General features: G+C 60.6%; 21 protein-coding genes. 2 read left to right on the top strand and 19 right to left on the bottom strand.

Annotation, left to right across the window (positions count from 1 at the left end):
* Positions 1-48 precede the first annotated feature (48 nt).
* On the top strand, positions 49-1017 hold the full coding sequence (locus ACYZT6_RS13610) for a hypothetical protein (RefSeq protein ID WP_462027340.1): 969 nt from the start codon (positions 49-51) through the stop codon (positions 1015-1017).
* Here ACYZT6_RS13610 and ACYZT6_RS13605 read toward each other — a convergent pair.
* On the bottom strand, positions 995-1129 hold the full coding sequence (locus ACYZT6_RS13605) for a hypothetical protein (RefSeq protein WP_462027339.1): 135 nt from the start codon (positions 1127-1129) through the stop codon (positions 995-997). The two genes, ACYZT6_RS13610 and ACYZT6_RS13605, sit on opposite strands and share 23 nt — an antisense overlap.
* A 54-nt stretch (positions 1130-1183) precedes the next feature.
* Positions 1184-3538, bottom strand: coding sequence for a tetratricopeptide repeat protein (locus ACYZT6_RS13600; protein ID WP_462027338.1), 2355 nt, complete (start codon positions 3536-3538; stop codon positions 1184-1186).
* A gap of 214 nt (positions 3539-3752) precedes the next feature.
* Between ACYZT6_RS13600 and ACYZT6_RS13595 the strand changes: the two genes are divergently transcribed.
* Complete coding sequence (locus ACYZT6_RS13595) at positions 3753-4424, top strand: DUF3313 domain-containing protein (RefSeq protein WP_462027337.1); 672 nt, start codon at positions 3753-3755, stop codon at positions 4422-4424.
* A gap of 135 nt (positions 4425-4559) precedes the next feature.
* On the opposite strand, the gene ACYZT6_RS13590 is transcribed toward ACYZT6_RS13595, so the two are convergent.
* The 17 genes from ACYZT6_RS13590 to ACYZT6_RS13510 form a co-directional block, all read right to left on the bottom strand.
* Positions 4560-5189: a DUF3829 domain-containing protein gene (locus tag ACYZT6_RS13590; protein ID WP_462027336.1), complete on the bottom strand. Its 630-nt coding sequence runs from the start codon at positions 5187-5189 to the stop codon at positions 4560-4562.
* Between the two features lie 17 nt (positions 5190-5206).
* Complete coding sequence (locus ACYZT6_RS13585; protein WP_462027335.1) at positions 5207-5554, bottom strand: hypothetical protein; 348 nt, start codon at positions 5552-5554, stop codon at positions 5207-5209.
* Positions 5551-6924 (bottom strand): J domain-containing protein, encoded by a 1374-nt coding sequence (locus ACYZT6_RS13580; RefSeq protein ID WP_462027334.1) that lies wholly within the window; start codon positions 6922-6924, stop codon positions 5551-5553. The genes ACYZT6_RS13585 and ACYZT6_RS13580 overlap by 4 nt, the downstream gene beginning before the upstream one ends.
* Positions 6925-7039: 115 nt before the next feature.
* Positions 7040-9562 (bottom strand): spermidine synthase, encoded by a 2523-nt coding sequence (locus tag ACYZT6_RS13575; RefSeq protein ID WP_462027333.1) that lies wholly within the window; start codon positions 9560-9562, stop codon positions 7040-7042.
* A 251-nt stretch (positions 9563-9813) separates the two neighbouring features.
* Positions 9814-11400, bottom strand: coding sequence for an arylsulfatase (locus tag ACYZT6_RS13570; protein ID WP_461959073.1), 1587 nt, complete (start codon positions 11398-11400; stop codon positions 9814-9816).
* A 74-nt stretch (positions 11401-11474) separates the two neighbouring features.
* Positions 11475-12503, bottom strand: coding sequence for an HAD family hydrolase (locus tag ACYZT6_RS13565; RefSeq protein WP_462027332.1), 1029 nt, complete (start codon positions 12501-12503; stop codon positions 11475-11477).
* Positions 12500-13915 (bottom strand): hypothetical protein, encoded by a 1416-nt coding sequence (locus tag ACYZT6_RS13560; protein WP_462027331.1) that lies wholly within the window; start codon positions 13913-13915, stop codon positions 12500-12502. Before ACYZT6_RS13560 ends, ACYZT6_RS13565 begins: the two co-directional genes overlap by 4 nt.
* The gene (locus ACYZT6_RS13555) at positions 13912-15492 is read right to left on the bottom strand and encodes a VWA domain-containing protein (RefSeq protein ID WP_462027330.1); all 1581 of its coding nucleotides are present in this window, start codon (positions 15490-15492) and stop codon (positions 13912-13914) included. Before ACYZT6_RS13555 ends, ACYZT6_RS13560 begins: the two co-directional genes overlap by 4 nt.
* Before the next feature lies 1 nt (position 15493).
* Positions 15494-16486, bottom strand: a complete 993-nt coding sequence (locus tag ACYZT6_RS13550; protein WP_462027329.1) for a vWA domain-containing protein — start codon at positions 16484-16486, stop codon at positions 15494-15496.
* On the bottom strand, positions 16473-17048 hold the full coding sequence (locus tag ACYZT6_RS13545; protein ID WP_462027328.1) for a DUF4381 domain-containing protein: 576 nt from the start codon (positions 17046-17048) through the stop codon (positions 16473-16475). The genes ACYZT6_RS13550 and ACYZT6_RS13545 overlap by 14 nt, the downstream gene beginning before the upstream one ends.
* A complete protein-coding gene (locus ACYZT6_RS13540) occupies positions 17045-17971 on the bottom strand; it encodes a DUF58 domain-containing protein (RefSeq protein WP_462027327.1) in 927 nt (308 codons plus the stop codon). Before ACYZT6_RS13540 ends, ACYZT6_RS13545 begins: the two co-directional genes overlap by 4 nt.
* Positions 17968-18948, bottom strand: coding sequence for an AAA family ATPase (locus ACYZT6_RS13535; RefSeq protein WP_462027326.1), 981 nt, complete (start codon positions 18946-18948; stop codon positions 17968-17970). Before ACYZT6_RS13535 ends, ACYZT6_RS13540 begins: the two co-directional genes overlap by 4 nt.
* 62 nt (positions 18949-19010) lie before the next feature.
* Positions 19011-19964: a SphA family protein gene (locus ACYZT6_RS13530; protein WP_462027325.1), complete on the bottom strand. Its 954-nt coding sequence runs from the start codon at positions 19962-19964 to the stop codon at positions 19011-19013.
* Positions 19965-19976: 12 nt separating this feature from the next.
* The gene (locus ACYZT6_RS13525) at positions 19977-21380 is read right to left on the bottom strand and encodes a DUF1254 domain-containing protein (RefSeq protein WP_462027324.1); all 1404 of its coding nucleotides are present in this window, start codon (positions 21378-21380) and stop codon (positions 19977-19979) included.
* Between the two features lie 26 nt (positions 21381-21406).
* Positions 21407-22858: a DUF1254 domain-containing protein gene (locus tag ACYZT6_RS13520; protein WP_462027323.1), complete on the bottom strand. Its 1452-nt coding sequence runs from the start codon at positions 22856-22858 to the stop codon at positions 21407-21409.
* A gap of 10 nt (positions 22859-22868) precedes the next feature.
* Positions 22869-23627, bottom strand: coding sequence for a hypothetical protein (locus ACYZT6_RS13515; protein WP_462029949.1), 759 nt, complete (start codon positions 23625-23627; stop codon positions 22869-22871).
* Positions 23628-23982: 355 nt separating this feature from the next.
* Positions 23983-24408: a YciI family protein gene (locus ACYZT6_RS13510; protein ID WP_462027322.1), complete on the bottom strand. Its 426-nt coding sequence runs from the start codon at positions 24406-24408 to the stop codon at positions 23983-23985.
* Positions 24409-24471 lie beyond the last annotated feature (63 nt).

Here is a 24471-nt window from a genome sequence, read left to right as displayed (position 1 = left end):
GGTAGAGTCCGCGCCTCATCAGGGAGTTGGCAAAGAAAGGAGTCTGGTTTGAGTGTGGGCAAAAAGATTTTGGGGCTGATTGCGCTGTTGCTGATAGTGGCGCTGTGGGCCAGTTACTTTTATGTGTTCAAGGAAAACCGCGACGGCCAGTTGGGCGGTGCCTTCGACAGCACGGCCTGGTGTGGCACACCACCGACCAGTGATGCCGCTGCGCTGGGCAAGGATCAACTGACGTTGCGCATCACCAACACAGTGCGCGGCGAGTTCATGCTCAGCGGTGCCGTGGTGGTCTCCGAACGCACCTTCAACCGCTACGACCTGGGCCGCAACGAACTGCGCCTGCGTCTGGAACCCTTGCAGTGGTCGTTCGGTGTCACGCCAATGTTCCTTGAACAGGTGAAGATCCAGCCGCTGAGCCGTAACCTCGCGTCGGCCAGCAAAAGCGCCTACGCCGAACTCGAGCCACGACCCATCGGGGTGCAGGGCCGGGCCACGGATTTTCCCTTCGATACCTACCGCTATGGCTACAAGCCGGTGCTGTATTACCTCAAGGGCAACGAGCGCATCGACCTGAGGTTCAAAAACATCACCACCCTGATGGAGATGTCGAACACCTTCACGCCGATCCAGAAGTACAACCGCGTCGACTACATCAACGAACGCAACTCGATGATCCGCGATGAAGACTACAAGGCCTATGGCGCCCACGAGTGCGCGTTCAGCGTCGAGCGCAAAGGCTCGTTCAAGGTGATCGTGCTGCTGTTGCTACTGGTGTTGTGCCTGCCGTTGCTGCACGTCTTTTACCGCGATGAACCGGGGATCGATTTTCTTGCCACGCTGGTGAGTATCGGCGCGATCCGGGTCTTGCTGGTGGGGCCGGTGAAGGACTTCCAGCTGTACACCATCGACTTCCTGTTTGCCGGGGTGATTATCCTGGTGGGCACGGTGTCGCTGATCAAGGCGATGCGGGCGAACAGTCGGCGGGAGTTGGCGCTTAAAAGCGGCTCATCTTGGTAATTCCACGGTTCGAGTAGCAGCTGCCGAGCAGCGCGAGGCTGCGTTCGGCGACGAAGTCGTCGTAAAACCTGCGCATGCGGTCATCCTGATGCACCGCGCGGTCTGATTTCACGACGACTTCGTCGCCGAACGCAGCCTCGCGCTGCTCGGCAGCTGCTACAAAGCGTCATTTCAACGCCGGATCGCCCATGTTCATTTTCTTCCAGCCTTGCAACAGCACCTGCGCCTTCGGTTCCTGGCCGTTATCCAGGTAGTACTGGATCAGCGACAGCCGCGCATTGCGATTGGCCGGCTGCGCTTTCAACAACCGCTCCAGCTCTTCGCAAGCTTCATCGACCTTGCCGCTGTCGTGCAACGCCACGGCCAGCACGTAGCCGTATTGGGCGTTTTGCGGTTCCAGCTGCGCGGCTTTGCGCAGGGCTTTCATGGCTTGGGGTGATTGCCCCGCACGCACCAGCGACAAGCCTTGGGTGTGTTGCAACAGGGCGGCGTCCGGGTGGTCTTTCAGGCCCTGCGCCAACAGTGTCTGCGCCTCTTGACCGCGTCCATTGGCTTCCAGCCATTGCACCAGCATCACCAGCGCCGGGTAGAAATCCGGATCACGCTTGAGGGCAGTGCGCAGCAGCGGTTCTACTTCGCCGTTGCGACCGCTGGCCTGATAGAGCATCGCGAGATTGAGGTTGGCCTCGGCGCGCTCGGCCAGGCTGAGCTGCACCGCTTCGTACTCGGCAATCGCCGCATTCCAGTTCGCCTGGGCGTTGCCCAGTCCGTTGCGAGCAACGCTCAGCAGGTCCCGGGCCGCGACGATCCGTACAGCCTTCACCGGATCGCCCAGCAACGGTGTCAGCAGCGGCGCGCGCTCCTGTGGCGGCAAGAACGCGCTGATCGCCCGCACCGCGCTTTCACGCACTTGCGGTGCCGGGTGGCTCAGGTCTTTGGTCGCAAGTTTTAACGCTTGCTCGCTCGGGTACAGCGGCAATTCTGCCAGCAAGGTTGCACGCTGGATCGCCGGCAAGTTGCTGCGCTGCAGCTGCTCGTACAAGGCTTGCGCGGCACCGGGCTGGCCGTTGCGAATCAGCCACAGGCTTTCGTCATAACGTGGCGCCTGCACAGTGGTGGCGGTGTTCCATAATTTGAATTGCTCGGTGACCTTGTCGCCGGCCTTGCCCTGGTGGCAGGTCAGGCAGGCGTCCGGTGTGCCGAGTTTCTTCGCCCGTTCCGGGTTGGGAATGCTGAAGCTGTGGTCATGCCGGAAGTCGTTGCCCATGTAGAACTTGCCGGGCATGTGGCAATCCACGCATTGGGAGCCGGGTTGGCCCAGGGTGTGGCGGGTGTGTTCGATGGAATCGTAGTTCTTCGCTTGCAAACCCTTGCCGTCGACACCCGCCACCGAGGTCTTGCCGGCGGTGTTGTGACATTGCAGGCAAACGCCGTTGCCCGGGGCCTTGAGTTCGGTGCTGTGGGGGTTATGGCAATTGCTGCAACGCACGCCCTTGTCGAACATTTTGCTTTGGGCGAAGGAACCGTGCTCGAACACTTCATCCTTGATCTTGCCGTCCAGCGCATACAGCTCGCGGGTCAGGGGGCTCGGCAGGTAATCGTCCATCAAACGCTTGCCGACGGTGTAGCCGTCGTCCAGCGGTGCGCGGCGTGAATGGCAGCGGGCACAGGTTTCGATTTCGACGGTGGCGTCCTTGTCCTTGAGATCTACCGCAAAACCGGCATGGATCAGATCGCCTTTTTTCGCCGTCCATTCCAGGTGACTGGACGCTGGACCGTGGCAGGCCTGACAACCGACACCGAGGCTGTTCCATTGACTGTCGAAGGTGTTTTTTGCCGCGTCGAAATTGCGCTTGTAGCCGGTGGTGTGGCACTCGACGCACATGAAGTTGGCGTTCTGGCTCGGCTTGCTCCAGTGCAGCGGGTTCTTGAAGTTCACGCCCTGGCCCGGATAGAGGTAGAACCAGCGGTTTTTCTCGGTATCCCAGGCCACGCCCAGCGCTTGCAAGCGACCTTCACCGACCTCGATCAGGTATTGCTGCAACGGCGCGATGCCAAAGGTGTAGGCCACTTTGAAGTCGGCATTCTTGCCGTCAATGCCGGGCGTGTTGACCCAGAACCCGTCGTCCTTGCGCGAAAAACGCGTGGTTTCGTTTTGCGCTTTGAACGTGACGTTATTGAAGTCGCCCAGCATCGTCTCGGCATTGGCCTCCTGCATCGCCAATTGGTGATGGGAGCCTTGCCAGTCCTTCATCTGTTCGCTGTGACAGCCCTGGCATTGTTGCTCGTCGACCATCTTCGCCGGTGCCACGGCGACGGGTTGCGGTTTGGCCGGCTGAACGGCCGGAGTACTGACGGGCACGGTGTTGAGCGGCGCTGGAGTACTGCTGAACAGAAACCAGCCGATCGCCGCGACGGCCAACAGTAATACGCCGATGGTGACGGGAAACAGGTAACGGTGAATCAGGGATGGCGGCGAATCAGGGTTTGGGCTTGCTGCTTTATTTTTAGGGTTCGGCATTGCGACTTCCGTAGTCCAGGTGCGTTTGCCGTCAGGCGCGCGTTCAAGCTCGGTGCAGCTTTGCCGGATGATCTGCGTCTGTCAAATGACGGTTGTGAGCGAGCCCGCTCGATAGATGAATATTGTGCTTTTTGATTACGAAACGCTGTGCATTGGCTATACCTGTAATTCCCCTATGCAATACCGTTGTCGGCCTTCTGACAGGAGTTACAGCATGAAGCTAGCGTTAATGATGGGCACGTTGTGCATCGCCTCGATCGGGGTGGTGGGTTGCGCCAGCAAAGTCGTTGAGCCGGACCAGTATTCAGGTTTCCTCAAGGACTACAGCCAGCTCAAGGAAGCCAAGTCGCCATCGGGCGCGACGGTGATGCGCTGGGTCGATCCCAAGCTCGACATCAGTAAATACACCAGTGTCTACATCGAGCCGACCCAGCTCTATCCCCAGCCGCAACCGACTGTGAAAATCCCTCAGGCCACCCTCAACGGCATCACCGGTTACTACGACCAGGCGCTCAAGCGTGAAATCGGTAAATCCTTGCCTCTGGCCGCTGGTCCCGGCCCGGGCGTGATTGTGGTGCGTGCCGCGATTACGGCGGTGAGCAGCAAGACAGAAGGGCTGAAGCCTTATGAAGTGATCCCGATTGCGCTGGTGGCTGCAGCGGTCAGCACGGCCAGCGGTATTCGTGATCAGGAGACCGATCTGGCCACCGAAGCGGTGTTCCTCGATGGCGGCGACAATCACGTTTTAGCCCAGGTCGTGCGCAAGGGTACCGGCAAGCCGCTGGAAAACGATTCGCAGGTGATGAAGGCCGATGACGTGAAAGGCGTGATCGATGGTTGGGCGTCGGATTTGCATCAGTCGTATCTGAAGCTTAAATCCAAGTGATGCAGTGAGGCTGATGGCCTCTTCGCGGGCAAGCCTCGCTCCTACGGTATTGAGTCGTTCGTCAGTTTTATGAACGACCTGATCCTGTAGGAGCGAGGCTTGCCCGCGAAGGCGGCCTCAAAAACAACACATCTCTCAATACTCAGCCCGCGCCAACCGGTTGTAATGACTGATCAGCGAATCATACCCACGCGTCACCGCATAAAAATCATCGCTCAATCGCTGCGGTTCGGCTTTGTTCTGCCAATCCTTGTGCAAGGTGTTCAACGCGGTCAGATACCTCTTCGTCGGCCTGGCAATGTGCGACCAGAGATAACCGGGTACTTCGTTGCGTTTTTGCGTTTCCGGCAATTGATGTTGGATAAACTGCTGCCGGTAATCCCAGGCCAATTGCAGTTCAGCGGTGGTTTTAGCCAGTGCCTGCGGCGTCAGAGTTCGATTTTTCACGCCCTCGGTGACAAGGTTCAGCGTGTCTCTGGCCTGGATCATGTAAGCCAGCAAATACCAGTGAATGTCCTTGCCCAGACGTGCTTCGATCAGATTGAGTTGCTCGCGCCGTTGTTCAAGGTCCAGCGATTCAACCTGCTGTCTCAGTAACGTTGACGCCGTGAGGTAGTCCTCGGCCCTGGATCTGAATTGATCGGCAAAGGCGGGCTGCACCTCACTGATGGCGGTCGAAAAACGCGCCTGTCGGTAAAAGGTGATTTGCTGCGTAAGGGGCGTCACTTGCTGTAATGCCTGGGCGTAGGCATCGGCTTTCAACACCAGCGCTGGGTCGTATTTCAGCAGTTTGAGTTTTCGCTGATTGTCGGCGAACAGATATCCCGTTGGATGCCGGGCGCGTCACTGGCACCGTTGTCGTCGAAATCATGCTGGTTGGTGATCCAGTCCAGCACCGGTTCCGCGGGTTGTTTTGGCGATTTGTACAGTTCGTAGGCCACCCGCCAATGCACATCGACCCGGTTGATGCAGTCGATCACCGGGCTCAGGGCATTGGCCTGCGCGGTGAGCGGTGCGTCGTGTTGATCCAGCCACAAGTCGATGCGGGTGACGAATTTCGAAGAGCCGGCCAGCCCCATCAGGATCAGCATCACAATGGTCGCCACCGGGAACAGCCATTTCGGGTTCATGGCTGTTTCTCCTGGCCGTACCACTGCTCAACGGTGGCCGGTGCGTTGCATTCGCTGGCGGTGACGGGCATGCGGCTGCACAAGCGTTCGGCCCACTGTTGCAGGCCTTGGTTGCGGTTGACCGTACCTTGGCTTGAGATCACTTTGAACACGCCGAGTATTAACACCAGCACCAAAATGCCCGCACCCATCAGGCAGCGTTTGAGCAAGAGGCTGGCGTGTTGCCAGGAAACGTGCGGGTTGACCTCCCACCGGCGTATAAGTCCGACACTCGCCAGTGTGGTGACGTAAACGATGCTGCCGACCAAGCCATACACGTTGCCAATGCCCACCGCCATTGCAATGCAGGGAATCAAGTCGCGTAGTACTCCAAACGGCAGGGGCATGAGCGAGGGCGAAAGGCGCACACTCAATCGATCGTCCAGCAACCAAAAACGATGGGCGATGTGCCCCGACAGCCAGTTGAGTACCCAACCGGCGATCGCGAATATCACCGACCAGAACACAGCGACGCCGATCAATCCGCCCAGACGCGTGCCCAACGGCGCGAATTGAACAAAGGAGCCGACCAGACAGGCGAGGACGATACCCAGGTACATCGGCCAACTGTCGTGGATGTATTCCCAGTCACGCCAAAAGAACGGTGTGCCGCCCGGCAGATTGGCGCAGATGTCCGGGTGGTTGGCGTACAACGCAGAACTCAGATTGCGGCATTGCACCCAGTCTTCGTCGCGCAAGCGACGGGCCAGGGCGCGGCGCTGACTGAATGTGCTCGGCGCCAACAGCAAGTGGGCGGCGCGATGCTCCGGGGTGGCGGCAGGTTGCGTGGCCAGCAGCTGTTGCCGGGCCAGAAATATCGGTGCTTCACGAAGCTCGGCCAAGCGCTTGCGCTGATGCGACAGCTCTACGATTAGCTCTTCGTCCAGTTCCAGTCGCTGCCAGAGACTGAACCAGTGAAAGGTTTCCATCGCCCATTCGAGCAATGTTTCAGACGTCTCGAAGTGTTCGACGCAATGCCTCAGCACCGCATCTTCCATGACATCGACCGCGCCATGTTCTACGGCGGTGGCATGACGTCGTTCGAGCTCGACACGACTGAGACCCTCCAGCGAACGGGTGACCAATTGCAGCGTGTCGACTTCCACGACCGACAGCCCGGTCAGGTCCCACGAGGCGTCGTCGCCCGAGTTCTCCTCGCGCAATTGCTCCCACTCTTTGATGCTCAACGCTTGTTCATACGCTTCACGCAGACGCTGAAAGCCCTCGGGGTCTTCATCCGGGCGCGTCTGTTTGAGCAGTGCTGCGTATTGGCGTTTGATACTGCGCGTATCAGCATCGGCCGGGAGGCCAAGGATGGTCCAGCAACTCATTGCGTGTGCAACTCCATGAAAACCCGCGACGCGACAACTCCATGAAACCCGGGGGGGATGGTGGCAGTTTGATTGTGCGCACCCTACCTGTTCCGCGTCGAAAAGTCCCCTGGTCTTACTTTAAGTCGCCGACAAACCAGCGGTAATACGGATTGCCGCTATCACCGCGCATCACTTCGCGGATGTCCCTGGCCCAGGCGTCCCGGTCACCGTCATAGGCGTGCAGGCTTGCCCGATAGAACTGCATCAGCCGCTGCTGATGGGTGTTCATGCGCTCGATGAACGCTGTGTCGGCATTCAACAGCAACGGTGGCTGACGCAAGTCGAGCAGGGCTGGCAACACGCGACTGATTTCCTTGGCGCGCACCCACGGCGCGTATTCGATGCGCGGTTGGTCGTCGGTCACAGGCAGTGCATCCGCAGCGAAACGCTCCAGCCCGGCGCTATCGGTCACCCAGGTCGCCAACAAGGCGGCGGCCGAACCGATGCCGACGTCCTGCAGGGTGCTGCGCACGGTGTCCTGCTGGAAGCGCTGGCTGATTTTCCCGGCATCCAGCTCGATCGGCTCCATCGAGCCCACCAGCAGCATTTCGTGAAATTCGCTGGTCCACAGCGTCGCGTAGGGGAACACATCGAGGAAGCTGCGCACCAGCGAGCGCGAATCGTCGATGTTCTGGGTCGGCAACGGCAGCCATTGGGCGACCAGGCCTTTTTTCTCTAGACGGCCAGCGGCCAACTGGTAAAAGTCGCGCGAATACAGATTCACCACGCCGGCAGCGGAGGGCGGTGGCGGTTCGAGGGTGATCAGGTCATAAAGCTGCGGACTGCGCAGCAACTCCTGACGACCATCGCGCAAACGGACATTGACCGCCGGATCGGCAGCGGCATTGAAGTTGCCCTTGAACAGCGGCGCGGCTTTCACCACCGAAGGCAGCAATTCTGCGACGACGCGATGTTCAAGCCCCGGATAGCGGGTCAGGGCGCCCGCGGTGATGCCGGTGCCAAAACCGATGACCAGCGCCGAGCGTGGTTCGCCGTTATGGATCAACAGCGGCAACAGCGCCTGGATGCGCATGTAGCGCAGCGATGGCATGGCGTCACCGGTGTTGGAAACGCCTTGGATGTACAGGCGCTGGAACATCTTTTGTCCCTTGCCCTGAGTGACCACGGCCACGGTCCCGCCGCGTCCTTCTTCGTAGAATGCTAGCGTACCGTTGCGTGCGCCGGGCAGCAGGTTGGCGAGTTTGCTTACCGGGGTAAAAACCGCCACCACAATCGACAACACGCCGATGGCAACCACGGCCTGACGCCGGCCTTTCTTGACGTGATGACCCTTGCGCACCGCGAGATAGCCTATCCCCGCAGCAACAATCGCCAACAGCCCCAATGTGCGCACCAGCCCCAGCAACGGGATCAGCAGGAAGCCGCAGAGCATCACGCCGATGATTCCGCCCAAGGTGTTGAACGCAACCACGGCGCCGACATCCCGGCCGACCCGGTCACGGCCGACGCTCAGGCGCAAGGCCAGTGGAAAGGCGGCGCCCAGCAGCAGTGTCGGCACGAACACGATGCTCAGCGCAGCCACCGCAAACCGGGCGCTCATGCCCAGCAGTTCGCTGCCGCCCATGGCCAGCGCAAGGGTTTCGGCCTGGGATTGCAAAAACACCAGCCAGCGCCCGAGAAAGGCGACCTCCAGCAGTGCTATCAGGCCGGCACCGGCAATCAATAATCCGAACACGCCCCAGGGATCGCGAATGCGATCAACCCGGCGAGCCAACAATGCGCTGCCGAGGAACAGCCCGGTGAGGTACGTCGCCAGCACCACGGCAAAGGCATAGGTGCGGGTGCTCATGAATTGCACGATGGACTGCGACCAGACCACTTCGTAACCCAGCGCCACACCGCCGGCGATGGAATACAGCCACAGCGCCAGGCAATCAGGGGCTTTCTCTGCCGGATGTTTCACCGGGGCATCGATCAGTGCCACGCGCTGGCGTTGAAACCACAGCGCTCCCGCGGCGGCCAGCAAGTTCAGCATCGCCGCCGCCAGAGCGCTGCCGCGCACGCCGAGGGTGGCGATCAGCACGAACGCGGCGAGCAGGGTGCCGGCAATAGCCCCCGCAGTGTTCGCCGCATAGAGTTGGCCGCCAGCCTTGCCCGATTGCTGCGGGCCAGCCGCCAATGAGCGAACCAGCACCGGCAGGGTGCCGCCCATCAAAAGCGCCGGAACACCGACCAGCGCAAACGGCAACACCCAGACTGCCAGGCCAACGTGCTGTTCCAGCCAGGCGAACGGGCTGGCGGCGCGGCTCATGGCGAAGGTCGCACCAACACCCAGCACGGCCACCAACACTTCCAGCCCGGCATACAGCAACACCGGCCGCTGCAAGCGATCCGCCCAACGCCCGAACAGCAAGCCGCCCAAAGCCAGACCGGCAAAAAAAGCGCTGATCCCGGTGGTGATCGCATACACCTCGACGCCGACCACCAGCGACAGCTGCTTGATCCACAGCACCTGGTACACCAGCGCGGCGGCGCCGGAGACGAACAGCAACAGGGCGGGAATCAGCAGCGCCGGGGACGCGGCAGTTTGGGGAGCGGGTAGGGCCGACGACTTGCTGGCGACACGTGAGGACATTGCGGATTGCCTTGTGCTGAATCTGAAATGGATATGTTTCGTCGGTGAACACAAACCCTGTAGCAGCTGCCGAAGGCTGCGTTCGAGGACGAAGTCCTCGTCAATCATGCGCCGCAATATGTCTGGCACAACCAGTCGCTCGGGTTCACGACTGCTGCGCAGCCGGACGCAGCCTTCGGCAGCTGCTACAGGGATTGTGTTCACCGAAATAGGGCCGCTCACCGGTCAAGGCGAGCGGCGGTCAAACGGTCTTACTGTGCAGGCTGGTTTTTCATTTTTTCCGCGATCTTCGCATCCACCGCAGCACGGATCTGGTCAATGCTGAAGCTGGCCGGTTTCTGGCTTGGCGGATACTCGATGAACGTCTGCAGGAACGCCGCTGATTTGCCGACCGCAACGCTTGCCAGGTAGACGTTTTTGGTTGCCCAATCGTAATACTGATCGGAGACCACGTCGGCGCGTTCATACGGGTCCATCCTCAGGTTGAGGATCTTCGGCACTCGCAGGCAGACGAACGGTTCGCTCCAGACCTTGAAGCCGCCTGGTGCCCGCTGTTCGCAGAACACGGCTTTCCAGTTGTCGAAACGCATCGACACCAGCACGCCGTCATCGTTGAAGTAGTAGAACTCCTTGCGCTCGCCTTTAGGCTGTTGGCCGGTCAGGTAAGGCAGTTGGTTGTAGCCGTCCAGGTGCACTTTGAAGTTGTTGCCGCCAGAAGTCGGCGCCCAGCCTTTGAGCAGCTTGTCTTTGACTTGCGCATCGCCAGCCGCCGCGAGCAGGGTCGGGAACCAGTCCATGCCCGAGAACATCTCGTTGGAGACTTCGCCGGCCTTGACCTTGCCCGGCCAGCGAATCATCGCCGGAACCCGATAAGCGCCTTCCCAGTTGGAGTTCTTCTCGTTGCGGAACGGCGTGGTCGCCGCGTCCGGCCAGGAGAACTGGTTCGGCCCGTTGTCGGTGGTGTAGACGACGATGGTGTTGTCGGTGATTTTCAGGTCATCGAGGGTTTTCAGCAGTTTGCCGACGTCGCCGTCGTGTTCCAGCATGCCGTCCGCGTACTCGTTGCCGGGCATGCCGCTCTGGCCCTTCATCGATTCGCGCACGTGGGTGAACAGGTGCATGCGGGTGGTGTTCATCCAGACGAAGAACGGTTTGTCCGCCTTCGCCTGTTTCTCGATGAAGGCTTGCGCAGCGGCCGTGGTTTCGTCGTCGATGGTTTCCATGCGCTTGGCAGTCAGCGCGCCGGTGTCTTCGATCTTGCCGTCGGCAAAGCTGTGGATTACGCCGCGCGGAGAGTTGGCTTTGACGAACTCGGCATCATCCTTCGGCCAGTACGGCCGTTCAGGTTCTTCCTCAGCGTTGAGGTGATAGAGGTTGCCGAAGAACTCGTCGAAACCGTGGTTGGTCGGCAGGTACTCGTCTCGGTCGCCCAGGTGGTTTTTGCCGAACTGACCCGTTGCGTAGCCCTGAGACTTGAGCGCCTGGGCGATAGTGATGTCACGTTTTTGCAGGCCGACCGGCGCACCCGGAATGCCGACTTTCGACAGGCCCGTACGCAGCGGCGTCTGACCGGTAATGAACGAGGAGCGTCCGGCCGTGCAGCTGTTCTCCGCGTAATAGTCGGTGAACATCATGCCTTCCTTGGCAATCCGGTCGATGTTCGGCGTCTTGTAGCCGACCACGCCCATCGAATAGGCGCTGATGTTGGTTTGGCCGATGTCATCGCCGAAGATCACCAGAATATTGGGTTTTTCAGCGGCCCCGGCTGTTGCCGAAATCGCCATGACCGAGGCTGCCACCAGGGCGAGTTTCGGTAGCCACTTGCGTATGCGAGTCATCTGACTTGCTCCTTTTGCTCACTTGCGTCGCTCAAGCGCGACAAACGTTTTTTGCAGTCCTGCGTTACGCTTTTTTATTGCACTTGCTCGGGAGTCGCGGCATCGAACGGATAGACCCGGCGCCATTCGGACGCCATGTCCACGATAGTCCAGCCACGGGTTTTTGCTTCGTCCAGGGCCTTGTCCAGGCGACCGATCTGGGATTGACGGTCATAGGCCCATTCGCGTTTGGCGTCGGTGTGATGCACCAGCCCCATGAATCGTTTGCCGGGTCCAGCGGCGGTCCATTGCAGCATCTGCAGATCGCCATCGGAATTGCCGAACGCGAGGATCGGCCGGCGCCCGATCACTGCGTCGATGCTTTCCGGTTTGCCCGGGCCGTCGTCGTTGTGCGCGAGTTTCGGCGTGCGCACGATCGAGGCTTTGCCGTCCTTGAACTCGAAGGCGGTGACAAAGGTGGTGCCGATCACTTGTTCGGGCGGGATGCCGTAGACCTTCTCGGCAAAGGCGCGCATGAACCCGGTGTCGCCTCCGGAGACGATGTAGGTCTTGAAGTCCTGACTGCGCAGGTAGTCGAGCATTTCCAGCATCGGCTGGAAGATCATCTCGGTGTACGGCTTACCGGTTTTGGGGTGTTTGGCCTGGCTCAGCCAGGTCTTGGCGTAGTCATCGAAGGCTTCGGTGGTCATGCCGGTGTGGGTGGCCCCGAAGATTTTCAGGAGGCCGTCCATGCCCGTGGCGGCCAGGGCCTGGTGATCGTTTTCCAGCACGGCTTTGAAGGGCTGGGTGGTTTTCCATTCCGGGTGCTGCGGTGCAGTGCGCTTGACCTCGTTCAGGGCAAACAGCAACTCGAAGTACATCGGCTGTTCGCTCCACAAGGTGCCGTCATTGTCGAAGACGGCGATGCGATCCTCGGGCTTGACGAAGTCCTTGCTGGACTGGTCGGTGACGGCCTGGACGAACTCGATGATGGTTTTCTTCGATGGCCCGTCGTTCCACGAGGGCAAGGGTTCGGCTGCCAGGGCCAGCAGCGGCATACTCAAGGCCAGCGCTATCAACAGCTTCAGCCCGTGGCGTTGGCGGATCGATATCGGGTTCGTCATGGGAAGTCCTTCTCGTGAACGGGATTGAGTGGGCGTAAGGCGTGAGCAGCAGGGGACGGCTTGTGTTCGGCCTGACTATGCAGCGTAGACAAGGATGTCTTCAGTTGGCGCAGCGCCTGATCTTCGGTGGGTTGCTGGCTGTAACACGCGCACAACAGGTCTTGCAGGCGCGGGCCAAGATTGCTCAGTTCCAGGCCCAGGCGGCTGCGTCTGGCCCAGAGGTAAAGGGCGCTCAGTTGGGCGGGATTGCCATCGATCTGCGTCGGGATTTGCCGCCAGGCGTAGTCAGCGGATTGCAGCCAGGCCGCGTGGCGTGCGCGGCGTCGGGCTTGTCCGGCAAGGTAGGCACGCTGGACGAGCGGGCGGCCGAACCAGCCGAACAACGCCACGATCAACAGCAGCGCAGACAGCACCAGCCAGTGCCCGGCGACATGCACGCGACTTTGCTGGCCGAGTTTTTTCAGGTCTTCGGTGATCGAGAACACAGTCTTGTAAGCACTGTTCGCCGCGGCGTCGAAGCTCACGGGTGGGACTTGGGCCGTGCGGGTTTGTTGGCTGCTGGCGTCCCACCATTTCAGCTCGATGGCCGGCAGGCTGTAACGGCCTTCGGTGTCGATGCGGTAAGTGACGGTGTCGATGCGCTGGCCGCCGTTGAAGTTGCCACGGCCGTCGTCCAGGTTGCTGATTTGCGGGCTCTTGGGATAACGGCTCAGACCGTTCACATCGCCCATCGACGGCGCCGGCAGTGACATGGCCATGGCATCGTCGGCCTGCAAGGTCAGTTGCCGGGTGATGCTGTCGCCGACCTTCAGCGGCGTCGCCGAGGTGACGACTTTTTGCGTGAAGCGCAGCCCTTGCGCCACGAGCACCGGTTCGCCGGGCTGGAATCCCGGCGGTTGTGCGGCGGTGAAGTGCAGGGGCTGGCTTTGGGCACTCAGCGGGGTGCTGGCCTGGCCAGGCATGGCGCGAACGGTCAGCGCGGGGATGTCGAAGCCCTGGGCCAGATTCGGCGTGATTCGGTAGCTGTAACGCATGCCGTTGAAGGATTTGCCGTCCAGCGTCTGGTTGATGTGCTCGGCATGACCGTCCGGTGGCAGGACCAGTGCCCCCGGCAGCTTCAGGTCGGGCAGGGCGGGGGCGTCGGTGAACCAGCTGTCGGTGAGGACATCGAGTTGCAGCTCGAGCATGCCGCCGACCATGACTGAGTGGGTGGGTTGCAGGCGGGTCTGGACGCGTAGGTCGGGTTCGGCGGCGAGGGTTGCGGAGGTGAATAGGCAGAGGAGTAGGGCTGTGAGAGTTGTGGTGAATGGTCTGGCGCCATCGCCAGCAGGCTGGCTCCCACAGTTGATCTGTGTGCGCCGCAAATCCCCTGTGGGAGCCAGCCTGCTGGCGATGGCCACGACGCGGTTCATGGCTTGCCCCCCACCTGATCCTGAAAACTGAATTTCTGCTTCAAAAATTTGGCCGGCGAAGTACTCAGATTCTGCAACCACTGCTCATCCGAAGCTGCCTGCTCGGTCTCGACCGCTTTGCTCTGTCCCTTGCCCGGTGCCTTGTCCATTTTGATTTCGTCCGGTTTGACCTCGGGCGTATTCTGCTCAGCGCTTTCGGTGTCCTTCTGCAAGGCAATTGCCAGCGCCAGATTGGCCGTGGCTTCCGGGAATTGCGGCTGCAACTTCAACGCTTGCTGATACGCCGCGATGGCCTGGTCAAACTTGAAGCGGCGCACGTAAATATTGCCCAGATAGAAGTACGCCTGTGGGGTTTCCAGTCGCGCAAAACTGGCCAGCGCCAGGTCGAAATCGGCCGCGTTGTAAGCGGCGATGCCTTTCCAGTACGGGTCGACAAAATGCGCAGCGGCCTCGGGGAAGTGCTCGTGCTCGAAGGCCCAGCGACCTTGCTGGTCGGGGGTAAAAAACGCATCGGTCAATGCGTTGGCCTCGGCCGGTGCCGGATGGAATCCAATGCCCAGTGCCAGCAACAACCCGGCCATCCAGTTCAGGCTCCAGCCCTTGCGCACGCCAAGGAAGGCGAGCAGCAGCAACGGCCAGCACAACCAATACCCGGCGTCTTTCCAGTGCAATTCGCGCTGTTCATCGCTGGCACTCTGGAAATGCTGCTGGGCGTGCAATTCGACCCATTGCAGATCGTCGTCATTGAGGGTCAGGCTGCCCAGTGGCGCATCCACTGCTGAAGCAAGCTGCTTGAGCGCGGCCTGGTCGAAGCTGCCGAGCGCCGGGCGACCGTTGCTGTCGGTGCGCGGCTGGCCATTGGCGTCGCGGATGATCCCGCCGTCCTCGCTGCCGACGGCCAGTATCAGCACTTGTAGTGCGCTGTCGTCGAGTTGCTTGTCGAGTTCGGTGAGTTGTGAGGTGTCGGCGCCGTCGGTGATCAACAACAGCGTCCCTGGGGTTTTCTCGGCGACCAGCAGACGTTTGGCTTGTTCGATCACCGCACCGACGTTTTTCCCCTGCTTGGCGATCAGGTCGGTGCTCAACGCCTGGATGAAGGTGTCGAGCAGGGCCGGGTCGTCGGTCGGCGGCAACACCAGATGCGCGCTGCCGGCGTAGGCGATCAAGCCGCTGCGGGCACCGGCGCGGCGCTGGATCAGGTCGTGCAGTTTGTGTTTGGCCGCCTCTAGCCGACTCGGTGGCACGTCACTGGCGTCCATCGAAGGCGAGAGGTCGATGGCGATGATCAGCGGCGCACGGTTCTCCAGGAAGTCCGGGCGGTCCTGCTCCCAAGTCGGGCCGGCCGCCGCGAGGGCGCCCAGAATCAACATCGCGTACACCAGATGCACGGGCCGGAAGCGCTGTTGATCCTGCGGCGTGATCAGCAAATGCGGCAGCAGGTGCTCGGCGATATTGCTGCGCAAGCGCCGTTGCAGGTCGCGGCTGCGCCGCCAAAGCATCGGCAGCAACGCGGCGAAGGGCACCAGCAACAGCCACAGTGGACGCAGGAAATGGAAGTCACTGAGATTGATCTCCATCTCACGCCTCCTGCCGCTGACGCGCGAGTGTCAGGTGCGGACGGAGCAGGGCGCCCAAATGGTAGAGCGCAAGCACGCCGATTGCGGCCCCCAGCGGCCACCAGAACAGGTCCTTCTTTGGCTGATGGCTGAGGGTTTTCACCTGATGCGGGGTGAGTTTGTCGAGCGTGCTGTAGACCTGATCCAGCGCCGTACGGTCTTCAGCGCGGAAGAACTGGCCGCCGGTGGCTTCGGCGATCTGCTGCAAGCCCTGCAGGTTGACCTTGGCTTCACCCTCCGCAGTCGGGTCGCCGATACCGATGGTGTGAATCACCACGCCTTTGGCGGCGGCCATGGTCGCCGCGTGATCCGGGGTGATCGCGCTGCTGGTGTCATTGCCATCGGTGAGCAGGATCAGCACTTTTTCTTGCTCGTGGGCCTGATCGAGCAGCTTCAGGCTCAGGCCAATGGCATCGCCAATCGCCGTGTTGGGGCCGGCCATACCGATACCGGTGTCGTCGAGCAACAGCGAGAGACTGGCGTGATCCAGCGTCAGCGGCGCCTGGGGATACGCCCCGCTGCCAAACACGATCAGCCCCAGGCGATCTTCTTTGCGTTTGTCGATAAAGCCATGCACCACTTCCTTGACCGCCGCCAGACGATTGATCTTCTGGCCATTGGCGTCGGTGAAATCGGTGGTTTCCATGGATTGGGAAATGTCGATGGCCAGCATCAGGTCGCGCACCGGCTGCTGGCGTTCGATCGGTTTTTCGACGAATACCGGGCGCGCGGCGGCCAGCAGCACCAGCGCCCACACCAGCAGATTCAGCGCCAGTTGCCAGCGATTGCTTCGGGTCCCCGCCTGGCTTGGCGCCTGACCGACCGCGCGGCTCATGGCGCCGAAAAACGGCACACGCACGGCGCTGCGGGCTTCGCGGTAAGCGGGCAGGTAGCGGTAGCCCAACCACGGCAGCGGCAAAAAGATCAGCAGCCAGGGGTAATCAAGCTGCCACATGATGATGCTCCACCCAGTGTTTGCAGGTGTCGAACAGTTGCTGGCGTTTATCGCCGGGCAAGGCCAGCAATGCCGCATCGGGCGCATAGGCCAGTTGCGCCAGTTGCTGACTGAAATCAGCGGGCAATGGCTGTGAACTGTGCCGCACCAGAAACGCCTGCCAATCATCCCCCCCAAGCGCCGCTACCCCCTGTAGGAGCGTGGCTTGCCCGCGAAGAACGATAACGCGGTCTGTCTGTGGGACCGTGGCGTCCGGTTCGCGGGCAAGCCTCGCTCCTACAGGATTGGGGAGCGACAGGGCCACGCGTTTGAGCAATTCCGGGAGTTCTCGCAAAGCGCCAAGTTGATCGCTGCTGCTTTGCAATTCAGCCAACCGCACCAACGCCTCCCGCCGATACCGATCCCGCCGCCATTGCCAATACCGCCGTGCACCGACCAGCAAAACGGCAGTCACCAACACCCCAAGCAACACCCACCACCCCCACGTCTGCGGCGCATAACTGACCGGCGTCGGCAAACCGATCTCTTTAAGCTGCTCGATACTGGGGATGTTCGGGTTCATCGCCGACCTCTGCCGAGTTCGGTGCGCAATTGTTCCTGGGCATCGGTCGCGGTACTGAACATCATCAGCGGCACCTGACTGCGCCGCAGCAGGGTGGCGACATCCTTGAGCCGACCGCTGAGAAAATCCCCCAACGGCTGATGAACGCTGCGTTGCTCGACGGCCAGTTCCACCTGCAATTGGCCCTGGGTGATCAGCAAACGCCCGTTTTTCGGCAGGTTCAGCGCCAACGGGTCATACACCTGCATGGCGACCACATCGTTGTGCGCGGCCAATTGGCGCATCAACTGCAAGGTGCGCTCACCGGCGCCGGCAAAGTCGCTGATGATGCAAATCAGATGATCGTGCCCGGCCACGGCCAGGCAATGCTGCAGCACCTTATTGAGCTGGTCTTCGCCCTCAGCGTCCGGGTTGGCGGCGTTGAGCTGCTGGTTCTGCTCGGCAATCCGGCTGCACAACGCTTCAATGCGTTTACGGCTGCGCAGCGGGGCGATGCTGTCGATGCGTTGATCGTTGAACACCAGGCCGCCGACCCGATCCCCGGCGTTGAACACCATCCACGCCGCCAGCGCGCCAAGCTCTGCGGCGATGGCCGATTTGAAGCTGCGTTGCGAGCCGAAGAACATCGATATGCGCTGGTCCACCAGGATCAAGGCCGGGCGGTCGCGCTCTTCGGTAAACGTGCGCACCACCGGTTTGCCGGTGCGCAACGATGCGCGCCAGTCCAGGTGACGCAGATCGTCCCCCGGCTGATAACGACGCAGCTCATCAAAGTTCAAACCACGGCCGCGCAGGCGCGAAGCATGATTGCCAGCCAGAATGCTGCCCTGGGGCTGACGCGCCACAAAACTCAGGTCACGGGCCTTGAACTCCAGGGCCATCAACTGCGCCAGAGAGACATAGACCAGACCGTCGCCATTCATGCGGGAATCGCCACTTTATCGAGCAGGCGATCAAGCACCTGATCCGCCGTCACACCGTCCGCCACCGCGTCGTAACTCAGCTGCAAACGATGCCGCAGCACCGGATGCACCACGGCGCGGACGTTATCGGGCGAAACGAAATCCTGTCCCTGCAACCAGGCATCGGCCCGGGCGCAACGGTCCAGGCCGATGCCCCCCCGAGGACTGGCGCCAATGGCGATCCAGCGGCCCAGATCGGCGTCGTAGTCAGCGGGATGGCGGGTGGCATTGATCAGGTCGATCAGGTAACGGTCGATGGCCGGGGACACGTGAATGGCACTGACCTCTCGACGCGCCGCGAAGATCACGTCTTGAGACAGCGCGAAGCCCTGCACCGCAGCCGTCTTGGCGCCCAGCGCAAATTCTTCTTCGCGCAACAGCCGCAGCACCTGGCTCTCGTTTTCAGCACTCGGATAATCGAGCAACACCTTCATCAGAAAGCGGTCCATCTGCGCTTCCGGCAGCGGATAGGTGCCTTCCTGTTCAATCGGGTTTTGCGTCGCCACCACAATAAACAGCTCCGGCAGCACGTGGCTGTTGCCGGCCACAGTGATCTGCCGTTCTTCCATCGCCTCCAGCAATGCCGCCTGAACCTTGGCCGGGGCGCGGTTGATTTCATCCGCCAGAATCAGGTTGCCGAACAGCGGGCCGGGCTGGAACTGGATCTCGTTCTTGCCATCGATCTGGTGCAGAACCTCGGCACCGGTGATGTCTGACGGCAGCAAATCGGGGGTGAACTGGATACGGCTCATCTTCGCGTCCAGGTGTTTGGCCAGCGCCTTGACCGTGCGGGTCTTGGCCAGCCCCGGAAGGCTTTCGAGCAACAAGTGCCCATTAGCCAGCAAGCCGAGGAGGATCTGCCGGATTACTTGGTCCTGGCCGAGCACGGCTTCGGCGATGCTGGCTTGGAGGGCGTTGAGGTCTTGGAGTGCAGTCATGGGTGGAGTCCCTTTCTCAAAGGCATGTTCAAAATTTCTGGTACCTGGCTAAACCGTCACTCCTAGAAAAACGCCAACGTCAGGTTGATGGATACACCGTTGCCTTCGGGGCGGTTCTTGGTGTCGAACTCGGGCACCCAACGCGCGCTGACGCTGGCCTGGGCATCGTTGAACTTGCCGGCCCAGCCGATTACCGGGCCTGCGCCCACGGAGCGCCCGCGAAAGCCATTGAGCGAGTCAGCCGTCTGGCCTTTGTCGTCGGTGATCTGCTGGACATAGCCGCCGACCAGACCGGCGCTCCAGCCATTGCCGAAGCCATGCGTCCACATCGCATCGAGGGTGAAAATGTTGCCGTTGCGATAATCCGTGGCGTCGTTCTCGGTGTAGAACTCCAGGCCGCCCGACAGGGTGAATTCGCCGCCCTTGCCGTCCAGGTGGGTGAACGCCACGGTGGGCATGAAGGTGTACGTGTTCTGCCCGGGGTTGGCCAGGCGATCAACGTTGTAGGCGCCGGTCGGCACGTAGATCGGCAGGGAAAACGAGATATGGTTGACCTCGTCGAAGTGATAACCGGCGGCGATCGGGGTGATCAGCATGTCGGCGAACTGCGTGCCGGAATCGCCAGTGCCCAGCGTCCGCCCACGCGGCCCCGTAATCGAGATGTCGATGTCGGTGTATTGCACCGGCACGCCGATTGCCGAGGCATAGTTCCAGCGCCCCTTGCCGGTGTCCCATACATGGGTGAAGTTGGCCATGGTGTAGGAGACTTTCATGTCGAGGTCGGCACCGACCTCACCAACAATCGGCACACCCTTGCTGCCCTTGAGATCGCCGTCATACCAGATGCTGGTAAGGGACATGACCCAGCCCGGTGCCGGCGGCACGATCCCGGCGTTGGAAAACACCTGTTGCCCGGTGATAGGGCGCCCGACACCACCCTCGGCCGCGAAGCCCAAGGGGCTTGCACCGATCACGCACAGGGCCAGTAATGGACGCACTGCAAAAGACCTGACCATGACTGACTCCGCTTACTGTTTTTGTGAGTTAACGGGGGTCAGCAGCGGCATTTTCCACTGGCCGCTGGTGACTTCCGGTTTTGGCAGGTAGAGGCGCAAGACTCCATAGAACGGGCCGTCCGGTGCTGGCAGCCAGTTGCTTTGCAAGTCCTTGGCCGGTGCCTTGTTCTGGACGTAAAGGGTCAGGCCACCGTCGGCGTCGAGCTTGAGATCGGGCAGCATCCGCGAGTTGATCAGGTAGCGATTCAGCGGGTTGGCCACCAGCAGCTTGTTCTTGCCGTCGTACATCGTCAGCGACCAGAACGCATCGGCCGGGGGCAGGGCGCCTTTGGCGAAGTGCAGGGTGTAATCGTGTTTCGAGGCGTCGACCGGCTGACCGTCCTTGTCGACGAAATAGCCGATGTAATTCGCCTCTTCGGCCGAGTTGCCGAAAATCCCCATGTTGGCGCCAGCGTAGCGGTAGAGGTAATTGCCCTTCAGGTGATCGCGGGTGCCGAAGAAGTCGCCGCTGGTGATCTGGTGAGTATCGACTTTGTCTTTTTTGAACTGGGCAAATTCGGCCTTGGCATCGCTGATACCGTCTTCCAGGGCCTGGCGCTGTTCAGGCGTGAAGTCGTGCAGCTTGAAAGGCTTGCCGGCTTCGATGCCGATGGTCTTGAAGCGCGCGAGCAGGTCCTTTTCCGCGTCTTGGGCCGGGGCGAAGGCCAGCATGAAATTCAGGTAGCGAAACAGGTCAGGGGTATCGCTCATGGTCGGTGTGGGTTTCGGCCAGGCGATCTTCGGCGCCTTTGGCGGGGCCTTCTGTTTGACGTAGTGGCTCAGCGTCTCGACCTTGTAGCCTTTCTGGATTTTCTTGACCTTCGCCAGGTCCTTTTCATCGAATAGCTGCGTGCGATACAGGGCGTAGGCGATGTTGGTTTCACTGCGCAACAGGCGATCCATTTTTACGGGTTGCTGCCCCTGCCAGTTGGGGCCTGCGACCATGAAATGCCCGCCGTTGTTGCCCGTGCTGCGGGTGCCCAGGTACGCAAAATTCTGCGTGTAGGCGTCGATCAATTGCACGGAGTAGTAACGGTGCTCATCGATGGGCGGCAAGGTCAGCACCACCGGTTCGGCGCGCAGGTCCATCCAGACGAACGAGTAAGGCGTGTCGGCGTTCGGCGTGACGAACGCGGTGTCCTTGGCCGTGAAAGCCTTCGCGGTGTTGCCGATCCGGTTGAACGGCGCCTTGAAGTTCGCGCTCTTTTTGTCCACGGCCTGGGTATAGAGGGTTTTGTACATTTCCACCACGGGGAAGCCGTACAGGTAGGCCTCCTTGGCAATGCCTCGGGCTTCCTCGGGTGTGGCGGTGAAGTCGGCCCAGGCGCTGGTGCTCAGGGTGAGGGCGAGAACGGTGAGCAACAAGCGATTATTCATAGAACTTCCTTATTGAACCCTGGGCGTCATTCCACGGCCGTGATGTCGTCGAGTTTCCAGCTTTTGTCGAAATAGGCTTCGGTGGGCGCGTACAAGCGGAAATAACTGAACCAGTGCTTGCCCGGTACGGTTTGCACCCAGTTGTTCTCGAAGCCTGCGGGCGCGGTCGGGCCGAAGTACAAGTCCACCGAGCCGTCGGCGTTCTTCTTCAGGTCCTGACGGGACGACAGATCGGCCTTGCGCTGAGGGTTGTCGATCAGGCAACGGCTATCGATGTCGTAAACGGTCATCGACCAGAACTGCTTGGCCGGCGGATTGGCGCCGACGTGCAGGCGATAGTTTTTGCCGCCGTCGAGCCAGTTGCCCTTGGCGTCGGTATAGGCACCGAGGTAGGTCTGGCCCAGGCCCGGGGTTTTGGACACCATGCCTTTGGTGTTGGTGACCGCTTCGTAGAACCAGGCACTGCGTTCCCATAACTGGTCGTAGTAAGCGACGCGCTGGGACGGCTCGGCGATGTTCAGTACCGTGTCCCATTGCCGGTCCTTCCAGTACTGGGCGTCCGGGAAACGTTTGGCAAAGGTGTTGGCCTTGGCGATCAGCTCGCCGACTTGTGCGCCTTGCTCCAGAGCCTTGCGCTGGTTGTCGTTGGGGTTGAAGGGTTTGTCCTTCTCGATACCGAGGCTGGCGAGCATGGCCATGTAGAACCGATCACGTTCGTTGACCGGCTCTTTCTGGATGATCTGGTGCAAGCGCTCCCAATAGGCCAGGCCACGCGGCTGGGTACCGGACCAGGCTTTGCCGCCGGGGGAGAGCAGTCTGGTTTTGGCAGGCGTGGTGCGTTGGTCGTACGGGTACATCTTGAACTGCTCGACCAACGCCTTGCCTTTGGCCGGGTCCGGATCCAGTACACGAAAACCCACCAGCACGTTCATGGTTTCCGATTTGGCCAGGTAGTACTTGCCCGCATCGGCCGGAGGCTCGGCGCCGGGTGGCAGGACCAGGTATTTGCCACCCTTGCCCTTGTCGGGGCCGGTCTGGCCCATGTCGATAATTGCGCGCTGCCAGAAATCACCCACGCCGCCCGCAGTGGGGCCGGGCGGCAGTTCGATCACCAGCGGACCGGTTTCATTCAGGTCGACGAAGCCGAGGATGTACGGTGTGGTCGCATTGGCAGTGATCACGCCCAACTTGTCTTCGTAACTGTTGAGCACCATCAGGTCGCCGCTGTGGGCGCCGAGCTTGTCACGAAACTCTTCCTGCCACTGGGCGTAGGACACCAATGGCAAGGCCCACAGATAACTCTGGGTCGCTTGTTGGAAATCCAGTTCGGCATAGAGCTTGGGGATCGAATCATGGGCCGGCAGCTCGCCTTCCATCGCAATCTTGCCGATCCGCGTCTCAACGTCCTGTGCGCCAACGCCGCAACTGACGAACATGGTCATCAGGCTGTAGCCGGCTATGCGAATTGCACTGTGCATACGGAGTTCCTTATTTGCCGAACGTGACGTTGATCCCGGCGAACAGCGTGAACTGCGGCAGGCCATCGCCTTTGCGCTCCACGGTCCACTGCGGTTCGATAAAAGCGTTGAGGATATTGGACCCGGATTTCCAGACCTTGCCGCCACCCAATCCGAGTGGGATGTAATGGGTGTCGTTCTTCAGGTCGAAGGTCCAGGTACCGGTCGAGCGCAGGTACCAGCCCTTGTCCAGGTTATGCATGATGAAGGGCTGCAGCGTCGCGGTTTCGACGTGGGCACGGTCATGGTCGCCGGCGAAGGAACTTTGATACTGCACCAGTGCGCCGAGCAAACCCCGTGGCGATGCATCAATCGCGATGGCGGCCAGGCCAGCCTGCCATTTGCCGGTGCCCAGTTCGTCCTGATCGGCGGTGGGTGCAGTGATTTGCGGGCCGATGCCCAACTGCACACCCTCGGTCTTGAGCAAGAAAATATCGAAGACGTTCAGATCACCTTCGCCGGTGCTGTAGCCGCCATGCGGGTCGGGGCGCGTGCTGATCGGCACGGTGGCGCGCAGCAATTGCGGCACACCAATGAAGTCACCGGGGGCAATCGGCAGCGTGCCGCGCATCAAGAGATCGTTGGTGTGGGCACCGCTGCCGTAAAGCTTGGGCGTGTAGTAGTCCTGAAGGTTGGCACCGGGTGCCAGGTTCAGCGGGTTGTTACTTTTGTTGGCCGTATCGGCGTTGTCCGCCAGGGCACAAACGACAGGCGCAAACCATGCCGCCATCAACACGGCGTGTGTTCCTGTTCTTATCGACATGACTCCCCCGTTCCTTCGTGGCTCATTGGACGACTCGGCACTTGACGGCCGTTACTGCGTAAGCCCTTTCCTATCAAGCCTGTAGGACGCGTCTGTTGAAGTTAGCAGCTAACGTCGGGTTCGCCAGTCGGAAGGGGGATCCTTGGACTTTTGTACAAGTTTTAGATGTTTTTTTTGTGTACTAGAAAGTTAATACGAATCAGAGGTTTGGGGTATTTGCGGAAGAAAAGCTATCGCGGACATGCTTCACTTCTGTAGGTGCGAGGCTTGCCCGCGAAGAACGATAATGAGGTGGTTCTGGACGGTTACGTGCCTAAAATGTTCAGCGATTTTTCATCTGCTCGCGAAGTCGCTCTTCCTGCTCCCGCATTTCCGGAGTCAATAGCTCCGCAAAATCTTCCGCGCTGTAAATCGGGCGGATCTCGATCTCCGCGTCGTTGCCCGGCATCGGATTGGGACAGCGTTTGACCCATTCGATCGCTTCCTCTTTCGACTTCACTTCCCACAGCCAGAAACCGGCGATCAGCTCCTTGGTTTCGGCGAACGGGCCGTCGATGACTGTGCGTTTCTCACCGGAGAAACGCACCCGGGCGCCTTTGCTGCTGGGGTGCAGGCCGTCGCAGTCGATGAGGATGCCGGCCTTGATCAGTTCCTCGTTGTAATTGCCCATCGCAGCCATCAGTTCTTCGCTGGGCATCACGCCGGCCTCGGATTCCTGGCTGGCTTTTACAATGATCATGAATCGCATGGTCTTGTCTCCGCTGGATTGTGGGTGATTCACTGTCTAGTCGAATAACCATGGCCCGAATCG

The sequence above is a fragment of the Pseudomonas sp. RT6P73 genome (genome assembly GCF_054897715.1).
Note: the sequence above shows the minus strand (reverse complement) of the source record. Positions and strands in the feature narration are given on the sequence as shown.